The organism is Microbulbifer bruguierae, from assembly GCF_029869925.1.
GTDB classification, from domain to species: domain Bacteria; phylum Pseudomonadota; class Gammaproteobacteria; order Pseudomonadales; family Cellvibrionaceae; genus Microbulbifer; species Microbulbifer bruguierae.
Genome location: NZ_CP118605.1, coordinates 4,237,022 through 4,255,055, shown reverse-complemented (window position 1 = coordinate 4,255,055; position 18,034 = coordinate 4,237,022). Strand labels below are relative to the sequence as shown.

Genomic DNA, 18,034 nt, shown 5'->3' with positions numbered 1-18,034 from the left:
ACTCCACCTCGTCTTGCGATGGGGGAGTCTACCCGGGCTGTTACCAGTATAGTGTCCAGCCTGCGCGGCCCAAATATTTTCACTGAGGATTCAATTGCTGGGACTCACCCTTGCGCCACCATAAACTCCACGGGCAATTCCCGAGACAAGCGGAGTTTTTTATGCAGTTTCGAGCTATCAAACGCACAGGCCTGGTCTCAGCACTGGCCTTCACCCTGACAACCGCCGGCTGCGCCAACATGAGCAATACCGACCGTCGAGTTGGCACAGGTATTGGAATCGGCGCGGTAACCGGCGCACTGGTGACCGGTGGTAAGGTAGGCGGCGCCGCTGTGGGCGCGGCGCTGGGCGGTGTTGGAGGCTGGCTCTACGATCGTGAGAAAAAGCGGCGCTACTACTACGACAGCAACGGCCGTCGCGTTTACGAGCGTTACTAAACCGATCAGGAAGGCTTCCCCAAAAAGAACATTACCGCAGTGGACCCCAAAAGGGTTCACTGCGCTTTGGTTCACTGCGCTTTGGTTCACTGCGCCTTCAAGGGCTTGATCAATCCTTCCAGGCCTTCAATTTTTATCTCCAGAGTTATCGCCATCAGCTGTCCCAGGCGCCCCCTGGGAAAGCCCTTCTTGGCAAACCAGAGTAGATATTCCTCCGGCAGGTCAATGAGTAGCCGGCCTGCGTACTTTCCAAACGGCATGGGTGTACGGGCAATATCCAGTAAATCCTGCTTTTCCAAATCGCCCCCTGCCATTCGGCCTCTGACCTCTGATACCGGATCGAAAACAAACTCCGGACGGGCATTCTACACTGATCACACCACAACTCACCGAGACGTCGAATTAGCTTTTGCAGTGTTTTACCACCGTGGCTGTTGTGCCAGTATTCGCGGCCCGTGGCGCGCTTTGCCTCCAACTCCAGCGCCGCACAAAAGTTAACCATTGCATTTTGAATCGTTACCTTGCGTGACCTTACAACCGCAGAAGGATTTCCTGTGAAACATAAACGCATCCCCCTGAACCAGGCCATTGGCCTATCCCTGAGCCTTGCCCTGCTCACCGCCTGTGGCAAACCCAATACCCAAAGCGCGCCTGAAAGCACCACTGCGTCCGCCCCCATTGCGGCCACAGACAGTGTATCCACGGAAGGTATGTGGATGCCCCGCCAGTTACCAGAACTGGGCGACAAGCTGCAAAGCCTCGGACTGGAGCTGGACCCGAAAACCATGACGGATCTGACCAAGTTCCCGATGAATGCTGTGGTGAGCCTGGGCGGTTGTTCCGCATCCTTTGTTTCCCCACAGGGTCTGGTGGCCACCAACCACCACTGCGCTTACGGTTCCATTTCCTACAATTCCACCGAAGACAACGATCTGCTGGCGAACGGCTTTCTTGCCAAAACACGACAAGAAGAACTGCCCGCAGCCCCAGGCTCGCGTATTTATGTCACCGTCGACATGAACGAAGTCACCGACAAGATCAACAGCACGCTCAGCGATGACATGGACGGGGCGACCCGATTCAAAGCCATTGAAGACGCAGAAAAGGCCCTCGTTGCAGATTGTGAATCTGACCCAGGCCACCGCTGTGAGGTCTATAGCTACTACGGTGGCGCCAGCTATTACCTGATCAAGCAGCTCGCTATCCGAGACGTGCGTCTGGTCCATGCACCGGCATCCTCCATTGGCAAATTCGGCGGTGATATCGACAACTGGATGTGGCCACGCCACACCGGCGATTACTCTTTCCTTCGCGCCTATGTAAGCCCGGAAGGCAAGCCGGCAGACTTCTCCAAAGACAACGTGCCCTATGCGCCGAAACATTTCCTGAAAGTCGCTACCCAGGGACCACAGGAAGGTGACTTTGTCATGGTTGCCGGTTACCCGGGGCGCACCAACCGCTACCGCACCGCGGAAGAAGTGAACAACAACTTCACCTGGTACTACCCCACCATGCAGAAAGTGCTGGCGGAGTGGTCGGAAGTGATCGGTAACGCCACCGAGAACAACAAGGACGCCGCGCTCAAATACGCAGGTCAGGTTGCCGGCCTGAACAACTACTCCAAAAACTTCACCGGCATGATGGAAGGCTACAATCGCAGTGACCTCCTGAGCCGTAAACAGCAGCTGGAAAAAGACCTGCAGGCATGGATCGAGGCCAATCCGGAAAACAACCAGAAATACGCTTCCGTGATCGCCGATCTGCAGCAGCTGATTACCGAAAAGCAGTCCACCCAAGAGCGGGATCTGCTGCTGGGATACATGAATCGCTCCGCCATGTTGAGTGCTGCGCAACGCCTGTATCGCCTGAGCCTGGAAAAACAGAAGCCAAACATGGAGCGCGAACCCGGTTACCAGGATCGCGATATGACCCGCTTTACCGAAAGCATGAAGCGGTATGAGCGCAATTTCGAGCCGAGTGTGGATCAGGCCGTGTGGACCTACTTTGTCGAGCGATACAATGCGCTGCCGCAAGACCAGCACATGGAAAGCTTCGACAAATACTTTGCTGGTGAACTGAATGGCGATGTATTACAGCAGAAACTCAGCGCCATGTACGAAGCCACCGGCCTCACTGATACCGAGACCCGTTTGGCCTGGATGGATAAATCCCCGGAAGACTTCCGCAACAGCGACGATCCGTTTATCCAGCTGGCCATCAATACTTACGATGACCGCATTGCGATCGAAGAGCGCGACAAGGCCATGGCCGGTCGCTTCGCGGAACTGCGCCCGCAGTACATGGACCTGCTGATCGCCTACTACAACGAGCAGGGCAAACCGGTTTACCCGGATGCCAACAGCTCCCTGCGCCTCACTTACGGTCTGGTAAAAGGTTACACCCCGCCTGCCGGCACCATCAAAGGCCCAGCCGATGGTAACGACGGAAAGGATGGCTTCGTACCCTTCACCACTCTGCGCGGTATCGAGGCCAAGTACACCGGCAAAGACCCGTTCGATGCGCCCCAGGCAGAACTGGATGCGATCAAAAACAAGGACTACGGTCGTTTCTACGATGAGAAACTGGACTCCGTTCCGGTAAACTTCCTCAGCACCGTCGACATCACCGGCGGCAACTCCGGCTCCGCCACCATGAACGGCAAGGGTGAACTGATCGGCCTGGTGTTCGATGGTACCTACGACAGCATTAATGCGGACTGGGACTTCAACGACAACACCCGCGCCATCCATGTGGATGTGGAATACATGCTGTGGGTAATGGAGAAGGTGGACCACGCAGATAATCTGCTGGAGGAGATGGGTGTGGCTGCGCCCAAGGGCGACACAGCTCAATAAGTGCTGCTATTTTCTCGATAAAATGACCGTCATCCCGGACTCGATCCGGGATCCAGCACCAGGAGGCACAGCAAGCCACTGTGCCATCAACCTGGATGCCGGCCTGCGCCGGCATGGCGGTAGCTTACAAAAGTTCGGTCTTGGTTTTCCCACAGCGCTGGCAACAGTACTCGGTTACCAGCTTTCCCTGCTTCACATCAAACTTGCGCTCGGTAACCACTTTCCATTTGTGGAAGCCGTCGCGACACAGACTGCTGCCTTTGTGCTTTTCCCAAGCAGTTTTGCGTTTAAATGGCAGTACGTTGCCCATCGTATTAAACCTCCCCTCCTGCGGCATGCGCAGACGCCCAGGCCCACTGGAAATTGAAACCACCAAGCCAGCCGGTGACATCCAGTACTTCACCAATAAAATACAGGCCCGGCTGTTTCATACTTTCCATACTACGCGACGAAACTTCATCGGTATTCACCCCGCCCAATGTAACCTCTGCGGTACGATAACCTTCTGTACCTTCCGGAATCAGCGTCCAGGTCTGTAGTTTTTCACCCAGGTCCCGCAATTCACCATCCCCATACTGCTTCAACGGCTTGCTTTGCAGAGCATTTCTTTGCAGCAAGAACTGAACCAGCTTTTTGCTCCACAGCTCCGCCAGTACCGTATGCAGAAAGCTCTCCTGCTTCTTGCCACGCTGCTCGGTAAGCCACCCGGATAAATTCAGCCCAGGAGCCAGGTCAAACGTAACCGGCATCCCCTCTTTCCAGTGACTGGAAATCTGCAACACGGCCGGACCACTCAATCCTTTGTGGGTAAACAGCATCTGCTCATGAAAATGCCCCAGCGCACAACTGGCATTGACCGCCAGGGAGGTGCCCGGCAATTCCTGCTGCCGAGCAAGTGCGCGTTTATTCAGGGTAAAGGGAACCAGCGCGGCACGTGTGGGAATGATATTGTGGCCGAACTGCCGCGCAATTTCATAACCAAAACCGGTGGCACCCATCGTCGGGATCGACAGGCCGCCGGTGGCGATGACCAGGGATTCGCACACCACCCTTCCCAATGAAGTGTGCACCTCAAAACCTTTGACCTGCAGAGGTTCGATACGCTGAATTTCACAACGAGTGCGGACCTGGGCCCTGGCTTCGCGACACTCCGACAGCAAGAGGTCGACAACATCCCGGGAGCTGTTGTCACAGAACAGCTGGCCGAGGGTTTTCTCGTGGTAGGGGATACCGTGCTTTTCCACCAGCGCGATAAAGTCCCACTGGGTATAGCGTGCCAGGGCGGATTTACAGAAATGGGGATTTACGCCGTAGAAGTTATCCGGCGATGTATACAGATTGGTGAAGTTGCAGCGCCCACCACCGGACATCAAAATTTTCTTGCCGACCTTATTGGCGTGATCCAATACCAGCACACTGCGTCCGCGCTTACCCGCCACCGAAGCACACATCAAGCCAGCGGCGCCAGCGCCAATCACAAGTACATCTACAGTTCCGGGTAAAAAGCTGGAGGAAGAGTCACTCATAGGCAAGCGGTAAACACTCAAGTCTGGAAAACATGTCGGCTGTGGCCAACAGTTTGATGGCGGACCCGCCAGTCGTCTAATGATCGAGGGCTTGAGGGCACTCAATGAAACTGGCCGCTAAAGTATCAGAATTTCCGGCGATTTGCAGTACGCAAAGTGCTCCTCGCCATACCGCGCGGACCGCCAACGGGCTCTGGATAACCGACAAGTCCGATTGATGCTCATCAGGAGTGCCACTGGTATACTTTGCGCCAAATAATACGTTGACGACCACCATAGTAATGACCGAAACCTACTTTAATATTAACGATGTAATTCTTATTCTATCTATAGGCCTAAGCATCGTCCTGGCCATATCCCAGCCACTCTACACAACAAAAAATCATCTTTCCAAATATCTGCTGGCTGTATTCTTCCTGTGCATTGCCATTTTCGATATTGGCATTCTGCTGATTTGGAACGAATACATTCCGAAAAGCGAAGCTATCCTGACCGCCACACCTTACTTATATACTGTCGCAGCCCTGTTGAAAGGCCCGAGTTTGATGCTCTACGTCAGCAGTATTACAGATGACAATTTTCGACTGCAACGATATCACTGGCTGCATTTGATACCCGCTGCGATCATTGCAGCTGTTATCGTATATTTTGGCATCGACCTGAATCTTTTGAGGCTCGACACCTTTGGTCTCGACAACCCTACCTATCGCGCTATCGACTACAGCTTGTGGTTTATCAAGGTTGTACCTTTCGCTTATTTCGCTTACGCACTATGGGTCGTCTGGCGTTATCAAAAAGTGGTATTCACTCAAAACTCTTCAGTAAATCTCGAACCTATTATCTGGCTCTATTTACTGACAGGCGCCTATATAGCGTCCGCGCTCTGGTCCCTGACGCTCAGCTTTCTCGCCGTCATGTACAGATTGCCTTACGGAGTCACGGACAACTACATCAACTTTATTCTGCTTATTGGTATCTTTTTCTACAGTGTGGCTTTGTCTCCAAAACTTACCGCGGCCAAGACCGAGGAGAAACAAGATCAGCCCCTCAACCCCAGTGAAAAAATTGCGAGCCTGGTTGCCAAGATCATGCGGGGAATCAAAGAGGAAAAGCTGTACTTACAGCCCAACATCAACGTTGAACAGTTCTCGGAAAAGATTGGTCTCCCCTACCGGGATGTATCCTTTGCCATCAACAGGGCCTTTGGCACAAACTTCTTTGAGTTCATCAATTCCTATCGAGTGGAGGAGGCAAAGCGCTATCTGAGTGACGAAAATCACCTGGATATGTCGGTCATGGAAATCCTGCTGGAATCCGGTTTTAACAGTAAATCCTCCTTCCAGCGGTTTTTCAAACGCCTCACGGGGGAGTCACCCACGGAATTCCGAAAGAAAAGCTTAAGTTAGCGGTCCTCACAGAAAGAGACGGGGCAATTTCAAAGTGAAATTTCCCCGTAGAGTTAGCTCTTAAGATTAGATACGGCTTAATGCCGACGTAAAAGCTTCAGAGAGAAATACGGCCATCCAACAGAATCGCTGCGGCTTCTGACAAGCAGCCTTGATATCTGCGCCATTGTCCTATGGATTTGGAGTGAATCCCCTCCCTCACCTGAACAGAGCTTGCCGTGGCAACCGGGGTATGGTTCGCTTCAATATTCAGGCAACCCGGTTCCCAAGGGAGCCCACAGAAACTGAGCAGCTTCCTGACCTCTGTTTCCGGGCTTGACACCAGCATCTCGTAGTTCAGGACGTAAAACCGCTTACGGTAAACATCTGCAAGACATTCAGTTAACTGTTTAAACGACAGGTAATATTTTGCGATATCTTGCAGATCAAGCGTATATCGGTACGCGGCGTCATCAAAGCTGAATAGCTGGCGAAAGTTGCCCACAATCGTATCCAGAGGATGCCTGTCAAGGCAGATAATAATCGAATCGGGCAGAGACTCCATTATCTGTTGGGCGTACAAAAAATTTACGGGCAGCTTATTGGTAAGAACCTTCCCTGTTCTCAGGTAAGCTGTCGTCTCCTCATACAGATCTCCAATCTGCTTGAATTTAGACGCATTGTTTATCTCCAGATCAGTGGGGGAAGCAAACTCTCGGCCATTCAGGTTCATGACTTTTTTAAATGCCATATTGAAGTTGTACAGCTCACCACCGGAAACAACGCCAGCAAGACCTGACAGGATACGGTCAAGTAATGTGGTTCCGGTTCGAGGCATTCCTACGATAAAGATATCTTTTACTGTCTGAACCTTGTGATTAGAGGGGGATTTTATCGCAACCAGATTCTGGTGAACTTTGGCAAAAACAGACTGGTCAGAGGAAAAAGCATAACTGAGCCGGACTTTCTCCGGCGATTTGGCCTTGTTCAGGACATCGATGGATTCACTGTAGTGTCCTGCCCTTTCAAGCTCCCTCGCCAGAGCATGTCCAATATGGAGTCTGGAGTCATTGCCCGGAGCTTGCTCAAGCAGTTCGCGCAACGCCCTGATACGAGCGTCATCGGCATCACAACCGCCAAGGGATGAAAGTGCTGCCTGGGCTTTATAGTAATTCGGCTGCAGAGCGATCGCCTGCAGGAGCGCCTCCCTGGATTTTGAAAATTTTCCTACGTATTTGTAGCAGATTCCCAGATTGAACCATGAAGAGGCACTTATGCCCTTCATTCCCACCAGTTTCTCGTAACCTCGACAGGCCTCAGTGTACAGATACAGTCGGTTATACGTCGTTGCTACCGCATCCACTAAATCGACGTCTTCGATCAGGCTCAGGTCTATCTGATCGAGTGCGGATTTGGCCCGGTTGCCATCGCCGTAAAATGCCATTGCCCTCGCCAAAAAGACTTTATAGCGCAGGCTATCGGGCTCCAGGCGGAGTGCCTGCGACAGCAACTCCACCTCCTTGGAATAATTCCGAAATTTGTGCGCAATATGGCTTAACAGGTAATAAGCATTGGCATTGGAAGGATCGCACTTAAGAAGGGTTGCCAGTGTCTGGTACGCCTCCTGATCCCGTTGTTCGACTAACTGCTGTTGGGCTAAATGCGCCATCTCCGCCAAGCTCATACTCAAACCTTCAAAAACTCTCTAATCCGAGGAACATTCGGTCCGGGCGAAGCTGATCGTTTCACAACGTCATCCCTACGGGGCGACTTACCTGTCCCCCCAGACGAGCGCGGAACCTTAACTGTTTGGTTGGCTCGACAAACTGCTCACTGTACATCTGCCAAGTTTCCCCCTCATCGAGACTGAATTCAATCTTCAGACCCGGAATGACACTTTTCGGAAACACGCGATTACCGAATAGCTTCAAACCAGGCGGAGGCACATAAAAATGAACATCTCGCTGATCCAGTTTCGGGAGATCCTTGACAACCAGGGAAGACAGGAAACTCGACCAGTCTCCCGCGTAGGATTCACCTTTCGGTCCCTTACTTTCCCACGCAGCCTCATGCCATGCGCGCTCAGCAAGTGCAATCAATCGCGGGAAAATCATTTCTTCAACCTGATGTTCGGTACGTATGGTTTCTGTCCAGAGCTGCCCCTGTATCCCCAGAATTCGCTCCGGTGCAATCAGTTTTTCATGCACTTTATTGGCAAGATCATCTAGATTTTCAACGTTCCGGCCACCAAGAGTACGATCTGCATTTGCATAGAGATCATCCGGCATAAAAGAAAACACTTTCTCAATATCGGTATAACGTGTGGCCCAGTGGTAACCCCGGTTGTGCGGATTCGTCTCGTAAGGATGGTCAAAATACAAATGGGTGGCGGATGAAAGTACAACGTCATATCCGGCATTGGCAAGAATATAGGCCCGATCAGACACGCCGTATTCCCAGATATTGTCCCAAGCATTCGCGATAACACGATCTCCGGAGATCAATGATTTCGGAAAAGGGGTATTTTTATCGTACATGAGGCCATCTTCCCAGCCCATGATGGAAATACCGCGCCTATCAGCGATCGCAGAAACCTTACTGACGAAATATGCCTTGAGGTCATCGACACCGACCACCTGAGAATCACGCTTATCAAACAGTTGTTGGCAAACCGGCGACTTGGCCCAGGCACCTTTGCCAACCTCATCTCCGCCCATATGCAGGATATCTAAAGCAGCACCCGCATCGCGATGCATTCTCTGTATTTCATAGACAACCTTATTCACAAAGCGGTATGTCGAGTCCATACAAACATTGATCGCATTATCGGTATAGTTTTGTACCGAGGTATATTCCGACCTATCCTGCGGGTCGCTTAACAGATATTCTTCAGCACCACGCTTGTCGCCCTTGCTGAGAAAGCGTTGATAACGCGCATTCATTGCCACTGTCGCTGCCCGAGCATGACCCGGCATATCGATTTCCGGGATCACCTGAATATTCCTGTTTTTGGCAAATCTCAGAATTTCTATGTAATCTTCCCGGGAAAGGGAACCACTTCCCGAATTGCCGCCATAGGGTCCGGTGCCAAGCTGCGTCAACAGGCAATGCTGCTCCGACAAGTCAAAGCAACGGGAAGCCCCAATGTCGGTCAATTCCGGCAATCCAGGGATCTCAATACGCCATCCTTCATCATCGGTTAAGTGCAGGTGGAGGCGATTCAGCTTGTAGCGCCCCATTTGCTCTATAAGCCTTAAAATTGCGGATTTGCCATGAAAATTTCTCGCGATATCGTAGTGCATGCCGCGCCACTTATAGCGTGGGGCATCAAATACGCGCACGGCGGGAATCTTTACCAACCCCTGAGGGTTCTCTGCCGGAACCAGACTGAGCAGGCTTTGTACTCCGTAGAAAACACCCGCCCTCGATCCGCCGACAATGGTTATCCGATCGCTCTTTATATCCAGTTCGTAGGACTCACTGTCGGTTACAGTATCAGACACCACAAGGCTGATCGTTTTCTCGGCCTCTTTGGAATCAGTTATCTCAACCGTTACACCACTGAAATTGAGCTGCTTCTGCAGGTATTCCGATTCAAACTGTAAACCACCCGCCTGTCGAATACTCCATTCCCCGGTAAGGTCGATTTGACCTCTACTGGTATACATTTCCCGTGGAGTAGGAATAATCGAAATTACGTTCGGATCAAGCTCGGCATTATATGCTGCTTCATATCGCCGCTCAGGGGTTACCAAGTGATATTGATCCTGATCAAACCTGAGATACTGCTCTGGTTTCTCGATCGGGTAGGTATACTGGCTATATTCTTCCGTTGCGGTATTCTTGAAGACAAACGGGTTCCCGGATTCACCAACAATGAACACGTTAGGCATAAAATACGCATAACTGGCGATGTGCCCGACAGACTGGTAAAAAACCCGATACTTATCTCCGCGATCAACTCCTGAGAAATTCTCGCGAGGGGTCAATCGATAAAGATCACCTTGAATATTTTCAAGGTCTACCTCATCGCTTTCCACATCCGTTATCGTCCTGACGAAGTGAAAATATATCGACCAATCGCTTTTCCCTTTTGGTATTGACACATCAGAGCCATTCTCTATTTCAAGAAATGACCTGAACTTTCCGCTCTCTGAGAAGTTGCTAACGACACCAAAACGTATCTTGGCATCAGCCGCCAAAGTCTCATAGTCTGTCGCCAGACACAGCTTCGAGGTTCCGACCAAAATCAGCAGGGAAAATATAAATTTCGCCTTATTTATAATCATCACTTATTTCAACCTACTTCCATGCCCTGACAGGCACTTACCGTCCAGCTTATCCCGCACACGCACTGTTCTTCTGTGGCTGGGAGAGAATAGTATTCTGATCAAAGTTCTGGATATCTGCAAAGTAGTTATAAAGGAACCATGTCCCCCCCATTACCTCTACATTCTGCTTCCAGTCACCAGTCAGCTGTTGATAACCAGTCATCCAGGATTTATACGGTTGATCCATGGAATGGTCTTCCAGCCAGGGACCCATAAAGTATGCCGTTGGATCACCTGTGTTATCCGGGCCTTCATTGGAGAAGATTGGTGCCACTTTAACCGGGGAAGCCCCAGAACCAAGGTACTGGAGCCTTTCAAGACCATAATTAATGATATCCGTATCATTTTGACGATAGAAATGCACCAAAACTCGATCCACCGCACTGGCAAGACTGATCCCTTCGGCTTCCGTTATCCAGCCAACATAGATCTCCGTTTGCATATTTTGCAGGGAAGCAACGGACCTAAAATGATTCAGAATCTGTAGTGCATCATTAAATGCTTCCGTTCTTTCCGGAGTATTCCAAAATTCAAACTCCAGGTTTAATACGTCAACCTTTTCCTGTGCACTATGCCCATTGTTATACGCTGCGATTTCGTCCGCGCCGTACGAAGAACCCAGTGCTGCGCCTACTTCTTCAATACCGTAAGATTGACGGCCTCTGGAGATCAGGCTCGCAAGCTGAGATTGACGTGCACTATCACTGCCAACGCCCTCCAGGCTGTAAAATATCAAATAATTAACACCATTTTTCTTTGAAAACTCCAAGAGCGCTGTTTCTCGCTCGAAGTTTCCGAGTATGCCGTCTTCGCCATTCCCCAGATAAACGTACATTCCATTGATGGAAACACAGTGTCCACCAATAAACGCCGATGATTGGCTGACAGCAAAGCTGGTGTATAGAGACAGGATGATGCCTTTTATCAGCAAGGCAATAGTTTTTCTCGCACGCACAAATCCACCCACCTTATTAGCGTTATAAAAAGAGGTCCGGTTTTACCCGGACCCAAGTACAAGGTGAATCAGAAACTGGCGCGAAGACCCAAGGTGTAGAGAGACCCGAAATCTTCATATCCAATGAATTGATTTTTATAGCGACCATATTTGTTAATGGTCTCACCGGTGATATTAATCCCCTGCAGGAAGGTAGTGATATTGTCCGTCAGGTCATAACTGAAATTGACATCCACGGTTCCAAAATCATCGTAGTGAACGGGTTCGTTGGAGGGGCCACTAAATACAATGCCGACGAAATTGGTACGGTAATTGTAAGCGACGCGCCCCTGGAAACGATCCTTACCGTAAAATACCGAGACATTTCCGGTATCACTGAGCCCCGGCAAAGCAAACTGCTCTACATCATCGGAGTCGCTGAGTGTAGCGCTGCTATCCACGATGGTGTAATTCGCGGTGAAGCCAAGTCCGTTATCAAAGGCATGAGTAAAGTTGATTTCCATACCTTCAATGGTGGCAGACTTGGTATTACGTGGCCGGGTGACATTGAACTCTTTCCAGGCCGGATCCTCTACATCCAGACCTTCAAAAACTTCCGTTTCCGTACGTCGAACGATGTAATCCTTGATGTCTTTCTTATACAGGGCAAGCGCCAGAATACTTGATCGGTCGAAGTAGTACTCGAACGACATGTCGTAGTTGGTTGAGCGGAACGGCTTCAGGTCCGGGTTACCGCCCATGGCATTACGGGTGGATGTGGTGGTGGTGCTGTACGAAACATAAGGTGCAAGCGCTGACAGTGTCGGGCGCGTCAGTGTCTGGCTGACGGCGCCGCGAATGTAGAAATCATCATTTACCTGTAGCGTCGCGTTTAAGGAAGGCAGCCAGTTTTCATAATCATTTTCAACTTCTACCGGTGTACCGGCTTCGTCGTCCATAATCTGCACCAGCCAGGGCGAAGGCGGTTGCCCTTCCCCCGTGGATTCGCGCTCCAGACCAGAAAGCACGGCACTTGTGCCATCAGAGGTCAGCGTGGTCGAGGTATAGCGAATGCCCGCGTTCAGTTCCAGCGGCATGTCGAAGACATAGGTGCTGTAATCTGCTTCCAGATATGTGGAGAAGACGTTCTCCTCCAGTGTGTACGAATCATTCGACTTTACCGCAGCCCAGCTGCTGCCATTGGCGAGGAAGGCTTCCTTGGAGGCAATCCCGGTTGCGGTACCGGCCCTGGTACGACCATCCAGGTTGTTCGCCATCCACTCCCGGTAGGCCGCCGGATCAATCATATACACATCGTTAATCAGGCCACCGAAGTCGGTGTCCACGCTTTTAATACCGGTAACAATACTTGCGTAATCTATTTCCTGACCGGTAGCCAGCCCGTGGTACATACGGCGAATAAGGTCAGGGGTCTGCCAATATTCCGTCTGCTTTTCCGCGATGGTGTTGTTGAAGCCGAATCTCACACTGGTAAAGTTGGAGCCGGACGGTTCCCAGGTAACGTCGAGCTGGTATTCATCATTGATGCCCTTGTTATATACGCCATCGTTGGATGAAATCCGGGCGCGCAGATCCTGCATGTTCTGGCTGCCCATCTCCGGCTGAATAGCGTCGATATCCTTGTATTCAAATTCCGGGATGCCGCCGTCAGAGGTCACGATGTAACCGGGACGATTGAGGAACTCAAGAATATACAGACGGTCGAGTCCGCGGTTATCCAGCTCGGCTTCGGAGTGGGAAATATCGGCAACAACGGTAACGTTATCCGCAGGTGTCCACTCCGCATTGAAACCGCCGATACTCGAGGTTGTCGGCCGCTCGGTAGTGGTCAGCAGGTGGGCGTAACCACTGATGTTATAGCCGTCGTCATACCCGTGATTGAGAACACTGTAGTAACCATTTTCATCCACCTGATTGACGTCCGACAGGGTCGGTGCCCAGAGGTAGGAACCGGTTGAATACTCTTTGCTCGAAATACTGTAATCGGAGTAAATCACATCCGCGGTGAGTACCAGCTCATCGGTAGGCCGCGCCTGCAATACCAGGTTGCCGCCCACGCGCTTGCGCTGCTCTTCGACGGCACCCGCGTAAATGCTCTGAACACGATAGGTATCCTCATCCAGACCGTCACCGGAATAGGCATATCCCCCGGCCCAACCCTGGCTCGGGTCGGTGAATGTCAGGAAAGGCTCAAGATCGGTATCGGCAATGTACTCGTTCTTGACGGTGTATTTTCCGGTAGAGCGCTCTTGATAGGTCACAGATGCGAGCACACCAAACCGGCCTTCATCAAAGGTGTTGCTGACGATAAAGGAACCCTGCGGGCGGGTGTCGCCACTGTTACCCTCGTACATTCCCTTCATACTGCCAGCGAACTTGAAGCCGTCAAAGTCAAACGGCCGCGCAGTCACAATATCCACGGTACCACCGAGCCCGCCTTCTTTGAGACCCGCATCGGTGGTTTTAAAGACATCCACCCGGCTGACCAGCTCTGCAGCCAGGGTGTCGAAGCTGAAGGCCCGCTCTTCGTTTTCTGTCGCCGGAGAACGGCCATTGACCAAAACCGCAGAAAAGTCGGGGCCCAGACCACGGATGCTGACGTAGCGCCCTTCGCCACTGGAGCGGTCAATGGCAACACCGGATACTCGCTGCAGCGAGTCGGCAATATTGTTATCCGGAAACTTGCCCAGGTCCTCGGCAGAGATACCGTCCGAAATCAGTTTGTTTACTCGCTTGCGGTCGATGCTGCGCTCAACACTGGCGGCAATACCGGTTACAACAACTTCTTCAAGTAACCCCTCTTCTGATTCCACCGGTTTGTCCGCCTGTAGCGCAAAGGCGCCAGCGGAAAACGTGGATACGACCCCGATAATTGCAGCGGATAATTTCGTCTTCACAAACATCTTATTTTTCTCCTGAATATGAGTGAGCGCAGCACCGCAGTTTTCTTATAGTTATCCATCGATACGTCTTTGTGCGGCTTCGTATTCCACCTCTTTCATACGAACTGCGTGTGGATCTATGGACTTATCGCCTTGGCCATGGCTGCCATTAGCCCATAGCACTGATATCGCAGCGCCTCACTTCGCGAAATATGGGAAAAATGACCCGACCCACTTTGACCAAAGAAGTGAACCAACCAGTAACCTATTGATTTTAAACAAAAATGTTAGGAAAAGGACATCACATCATACGCGCTTAGTCCAGCCAGAGGGTGCGGGTTCAGTGCGTACCAGAGACCAAACAGCTTCCATGAAGCGGATAAAGAGAAGGGCGAAACCGGGTTATCGATGTTCACCGATACCGTTTGTGGCAGCGGCTCGGGGAGTCAGGTGGTGAGAAGTAAGATGGTGAGAAGTCAGGTGATGAGAAGTAAGGAACGAGGGTAATAACAGGCTTGCACAAATGCCCGGGGCTAAGCCCGGGCAGATAGATCGCCCTTCAGAGCGCGGATCAGGTCTTCGGCAGGGTCACGCCTCGCTGCCCCTGATATTTGCCACCGCGGTCCTTGTAGGACACATCACAGATCTCGTCAGATTCGAAGAACAGCATCTGTGCCACGCCTTCGTTAGCGTAGATCTTCGCCGGCAGATTGGTGGTGTTCGAGAACTCGAGGGTCACGTGCCCCTCCCACTCCGGCTCCAGCGGGGTCACATTGACGATGATGCCGCAACGGGCATAAGTCGACTTGCCCAGGCAAATGGTCAGGACAGAGCGCGGGATGCGGAAATACTCAACCGTGCGCGCCAGCGCGAAGGAGTTGGGCGGGATGACACAGTAATCACCGGTCACGTCCACAAAGCTGTCTTCGTCAAACGCCTTGGGGTCCACGGTGGCGGAGTGCACATTAGTGAAGATCTTGAACTCACTGGCGCAGCGTACGTCATAGCCGTAGCTGGACGTCCCGTAAGAGATCAGCCGATCGCCAGACTCCCCGTGGCGTACCTGGCCCGGCTCGAAGGGCTCGATCATGCCCTCACTTTCTGCCATACGACGAATCCACTTATCGGATTTGATACTCACCCTGTCCCCTCGCTTGTCTGGTCTTGGCCCATTTCTGGTGGTCATTAAAAGAGGCCGAATCATAGCCGGTTTGTCCTGTGCAAAAAAGTGTCAACCTAACTGGTACAGGCTTGCCGACACTGGATGACTACTGTATAAATCGACAGTAAATACTGTATGCACATCCAGCAAACCACCCCCGGGGAGCAAGCAGACCGTGAACAGCGCCGAAAACTTCATGCAAAACAATCAGTTAAGTGAACCGTCCGAAAAACAGCCGCTACAACAGCTACTTTCCCGGCCGGATATCTGGCAACTGGCCAGTCAGCAGCGCCAGCTCCGCACGGGCATCAGCACAGGCTATCGCGGTCTGGATGCCTTGCTGAGCAACCGCGGCTGGCCGCGCGGTGCCACCAGTGAGCTGCTGCTAGACAAGGGCGGTATTGGCGAAATCAGCCTGATTCTGCCGACCCTGGCAGAAATGACCCGCCAGAACCGTATGGTGGTCCTGATCGCTCCCCCCCATATTCCCTACGCTCCCGCCCTGGTACAGGCCGGTGTCCGCTTGGAAAAGCTCCTGATTCTGCACCCCAGAGGCCAGCGGGATCAGCTGTGGGCGGCAGAGCAGAGCCTGCAGTCCGGGGCCTGCGGCGCCCTGGTCAGCTGGCAGGGGAAAGAAAACCCCGCAGACAAAGATCTGCGACGGCTACAGATTGCCGCACGGGAAGGCGATTGCCTGCACTTCCACTTCCGCCCCGGTTCCTGCGCCAGCGCGCCCTCCCCTGCGTCCCTGCGGCTGCAACTGCGGAGCGACGGTGAGCAATTGGCAATCCAGCTGTTGAAGCAGTTGAACGGCCGGTCCGGCCAGCGTGTTCATCTGCCACGCAGCCCCAACCTCACCCGGCGCGACCAGCCACTGCACTGAACGAACCACACAACCATCCTGTAGGAGCCTGCTTGCAGGCGAACAAGAGAAGTCCGTGGTACCCCTTCGCCTGCAAGCAGGCTCCTACAGACAGGAATCAGAAAGGCACCCCATGCTCTGGCTCTGTATCCAACTTCCCAAGCTCCCCCTGGAAGCCCTCACCCGCGCTCACCGCGCCGGTGATACCGTCCCCCTGGCGGTAACCCAGAGCAACCTGGTGATCGAAGCGAACCTCGCCGCCGGTAACCACAACATAGAACCCGGCCTCAGCATCGCCACAGCCTGTGCCTATTGTGCGGAATTGCAACTACTGGAACGGGATAGTGAACGGGAAGAACAACTGTTACGGCAACTGGCTCAGTGGGCCTACAGCTTTACACCGGTGGTCTCTCCCCGCAGTGCCGAGCAAAGCAAAAGCCAGCAGGATAACAACCCTGCCTGCCTATACCTGGAACTGAGCGGAAGCCTTAAAGCCCATGGCGGACTCGCCCCCCTGCTGCTACAGCTGGGCAAAGAACTACACAAAATGCGCGTTACCCACTTTATGGGGCTCGGCCACAGCCCCAGCGCGGCACACCTGCTCAGCCAGTTACCGGAACACCGCCAGTGGCTGGCAGAAACCGGTACCGCCCCCTCGCCCCAACAATGGCGCCAGTGGATCAGCTTCGCCCCCAGTAAACTGCTGGACTGCAGTAACAAGGCCATCGCCAAACTCTATGCCAGTGGTATCAAACGGGTGAGCCAGCTGCTCGCCATTCCCCTGTCTGAAGTGGGAAACCGCTTCGGACGCAACTTCATCGACTATCTCGCGCGGCTCAACGGCACCCGCCCGGATCCGGTTGCCAGTTACCAACCGGCACCAGAATTCCACAGCGAGCTGTTTTTCCCCAGCCCACTGGATAACAGCGAACAACTGCTGTTCCCCGCCGGCCGACTGGTGCGCGAACTCTGTCGGCAGCTGCAGCGTCGCCAGCTATACAGTCCGCAACTGTGCTGGGTGCTCAACTTCGGCAGTCGCGGCACTCAGGAGGTCAACGTCGCGCTGTCTCGCCCTCTGTTCGATCCCCAGCGCCTGATTGCATTGACCAAACTGCAGCTGGAGCGGGTAGAGCTCCCGGAGCCAGTACAGGCCCTGGGCCTCAAGTGCCAACAGTTGCGTCCGCTGGAGGCGCAATCCCTGCGGGAAGATTTTTTCGACGAAGGCAGCACACTGCACGACACTTATCAGCTGATCGACAAGCTCAAGGCCCGCCTGGGTCACCAGGCGCTGTCCGGCGTCACCCTCAAGGAAAGTTATCTGCCGGAACAGGCCTGGGCCAGCGCCGACAGCCTCACCCTGCAGAGCCGCCAGCGGGGCCACCAACTGGCCCCCGTAAGCGCCCCCCGCCCCAGCTGGCTACTGTCACGCCCCGACAAAATTCACCAGCGGGACCACAGACTTTTTTACGATGGCGAACTACAACTGCTCCAGGGTCCCGAGCGCATAGATGGCTACTGGTGGCAACACCACCGCCACGCCCGCGACTACTACATCGCCCGCAGTGAACAGGGCAGCCTTTACTGGGTGTTTCAGGATCTGACTTCAGAGGAGTGGTATCTGCACGGGGTTTATTCATAA

Annotated in this window: 13 protein-coding genes; 5 read left to right on the top strand and 8 right to left on the bottom strand. The window is 52.9% G+C overall.

Going from position 1 to position 18,034, the window contains the following annotated elements:
* The first annotated feature begins 161 nt into the window (after positions 1 to 161).
* Positions 162 to 437, top strand: coding sequence for a hypothetical protein (locus tag PVT68_RS17345; RefSeq protein WP_280320309.1), 276 nt, complete (start codon positions 162 to 164; stop codon positions 435 to 437).
* An 86-nt stretch (positions 438 to 523) separates the two neighbouring features.
* Here PVT68_RS17345 and PVT68_RS17340 read toward each other — a convergent pair whose 3' ends face one another.
* A complete protein-coding gene (locus PVT68_RS17340) occupies positions 524 to 751 on the bottom strand; it encodes a DUF3820 family protein (RefSeq protein WP_280320308.1) in 228 nt (75 codons plus the stop codon).
* 240 nt (positions 752 to 991) lie between these two features.
* Here PVT68_RS17340 and PVT68_RS17335 point away from each other — a divergent pair, with 240 nt between their 5' ends.
* Positions 992 to 3,292 (top strand): S46 family peptidase, encoded by a 2,301-nt coding sequence (locus PVT68_RS17335; protein ID WP_328517456.1) that lies wholly within the window; start codon positions 992 to 994, stop codon positions 3,290 to 3,292.
* Between the two features lie 124 nt (positions 3,293 to 3,416).
* Here the strand turns inward: PVT68_RS17335 and PVT68_RS17330 are convergent, their stop codons facing one another.
* Positions 3,417 to 3,602: a hypothetical protein gene (locus PVT68_RS17330; RefSeq protein ID WP_280320307.1), complete on the bottom strand. Its 186-nt coding sequence runs from the start codon at positions 3,600 to 3,602 to the stop codon at positions 3,417 to 3,419.
* 4 nt (positions 3,603 to 3,606) lie between these two features.
* Positions 3,607 to 4,818, bottom strand: coding sequence for a BaiN/RdsA family NAD(P)/FAD-dependent oxidoreductase (locus PVT68_RS17325; protein WP_280320306.1), 1,212 nt, complete (start codon positions 4,816 to 4,818; stop codon positions 3,607 to 3,609).
* 281 nt (positions 4,819 to 5,099) lie between these two features.
* Between PVT68_RS17325 and PVT68_RS17320 the strand changes: the two genes are divergently transcribed.
* Complete coding sequence (locus PVT68_RS17320) at positions 5,100 to 6,224, top strand: AraC family transcriptional regulator (RefSeq protein ID WP_280320305.1); 1,125 nt, start codon at positions 5,100 to 5,102, stop codon at positions 6,222 to 6,224.
* A 97-nt stretch (positions 6,225 to 6,321) separates the two neighbouring features.
* Here PVT68_RS17320 and PVT68_RS17315 read toward each other — a convergent pair whose 3' ends face one another.
* The 5 genes from PVT68_RS17315 to dcd form a co-directional block, all read right to left on the bottom strand.
* Positions 6,322 to 7,887: a tetratricopeptide repeat-containing sulfotransferase family protein gene (locus tag PVT68_RS17315; RefSeq protein WP_280320303.1), complete on the bottom strand. Its 1,566-nt coding sequence runs from the start codon at positions 7,885 to 7,887 to the stop codon at positions 6,322 to 6,324.
* A gap of 61 nt (positions 7,888 to 7,948) precedes the next feature.
* Complete coding sequence (locus PVT68_RS17310) at positions 7,949 to 10,492, bottom strand: family 20 glycosylhydrolase (RefSeq protein ID WP_280320301.1); 2,544 nt, start codon at positions 10,490 to 10,492, stop codon at positions 7,949 to 7,951.
* A gap of 49 nt (positions 10,493 to 10,541) precedes the next feature.
* Positions 10,542 to 11,489 (bottom strand): hypothetical protein, encoded by a 948-nt coding sequence (locus tag PVT68_RS17305; protein WP_280320299.1) that lies wholly within the window; start codon positions 11,487 to 11,489, stop codon positions 10,542 to 10,544.
* 68 nt (positions 11,490 to 11,557) lie between these two features.
* Complete coding sequence (locus PVT68_RS17300) at positions 11,558 to 14,392, bottom strand: TonB-dependent receptor (RefSeq protein WP_280320298.1); 2,835 nt, start codon at positions 14,390 to 14,392, stop codon at positions 11,558 to 11,560.
* Between the two features lie 550 nt (positions 14,393 to 14,942).
* The gene (gene dcd / locus PVT68_RS17295) at positions 14,943 to 15,512 is read right to left on the bottom strand and encodes a dCTP deaminase (protein WP_280320296.1); all 570 of its coding nucleotides are present in this window, start codon (positions 15,510 to 15,512) and stop codon (positions 14,943 to 14,945) included.
* Between the two features lie 217 nt (positions 15,513 to 15,729).
* Here dcd and imuA point away from each other — a divergent pair, with 217 nt between their 5' ends.
* A complete protein-coding gene (gene imuA / locus PVT68_RS17290) occupies positions 15,730 to 16,416 on the top strand; it encodes a translesion DNA synthesis-associated protein ImuA (protein ID WP_280320294.1) in 687 nt (228 codons plus the stop codon).
* Between the two features lie 112 nt (positions 16,417 to 16,528).
* Entirely contained in the window at positions 16,529 to 18,034 is a 1,506-nt protein-coding gene (locus tag PVT68_RS17285; protein ID WP_280320292.1) for a Y-family DNA polymerase, read from the top strand.

Excerpts from the sequence above, each read along its gene's own strand:
- PVT68_RS17315 (WP_280320303.1), bottom strand. The coding sequence starts at position 7,887 with ATGAGCTTGGCGGAGATGGCGCATTTAGCCCAACAGCAGTTAGTCGAA.
- PVT68_RS17285 (WP_280320292.1), top strand. The coding sequence starts at position 16,529 with ATGCTCTGGCTCTGTATCCAACTTCCCAAGCTCCCCCTGGAAGCCCTC.
- PVT68_RS17330 (WP_280320307.1), bottom strand. The coding sequence starts at position 3,602 with ATGGGCAACGTACTGCCATTTAAACGCAAAACTGCTTGGGAAAAGCAC.
- PVT68_RS17300 (WP_280320298.1), bottom strand. The coding sequence starts at position 14,392 with ATGTTTGTGAAGACGAAATTATCCGCTGCAATTATCGGGGTCGTATCC.
- PVT68_RS17320 (WP_280320305.1), top strand. The coding sequence starts at position 5,100 with ATGACCGAAACCTACTTTAATATTAACGATGTAATTCTTATTCTATCT.
- imuA (WP_280320294.1), top strand. The coding sequence starts at position 15,730 with ATGCAAAACAATCAGTTAAGTGAACCGTCCGAAAAACAGCCGCTACAA.
- PVT68_RS17325 (WP_280320306.1), bottom strand. The coding sequence starts at position 4,818 with ATGAGTGACTCTTCCTCCAGCTTTTTACCCGGAACTGTAGATGTACTT.
- PVT68_RS17345 (WP_280320309.1), top strand. The coding sequence starts at position 162 with ATGCAGTTTCGAGCTATCAAACGCACAGGCCTGGTCTCAGCACTGGCC.
- PVT68_RS17310 (WP_280320301.1), bottom strand. The coding sequence starts at position 10,492 with ATGATTATAAATAAGGCGAAATTTATATTTTCCCTGCTGATTTTGGTC.
- PVT68_RS17340 (WP_280320308.1), bottom strand. The coding sequence starts at position 751 with ATGGCAGGGGGCGATTTGGAAAAGCAGGATTTACTGGATATTGCCCGT.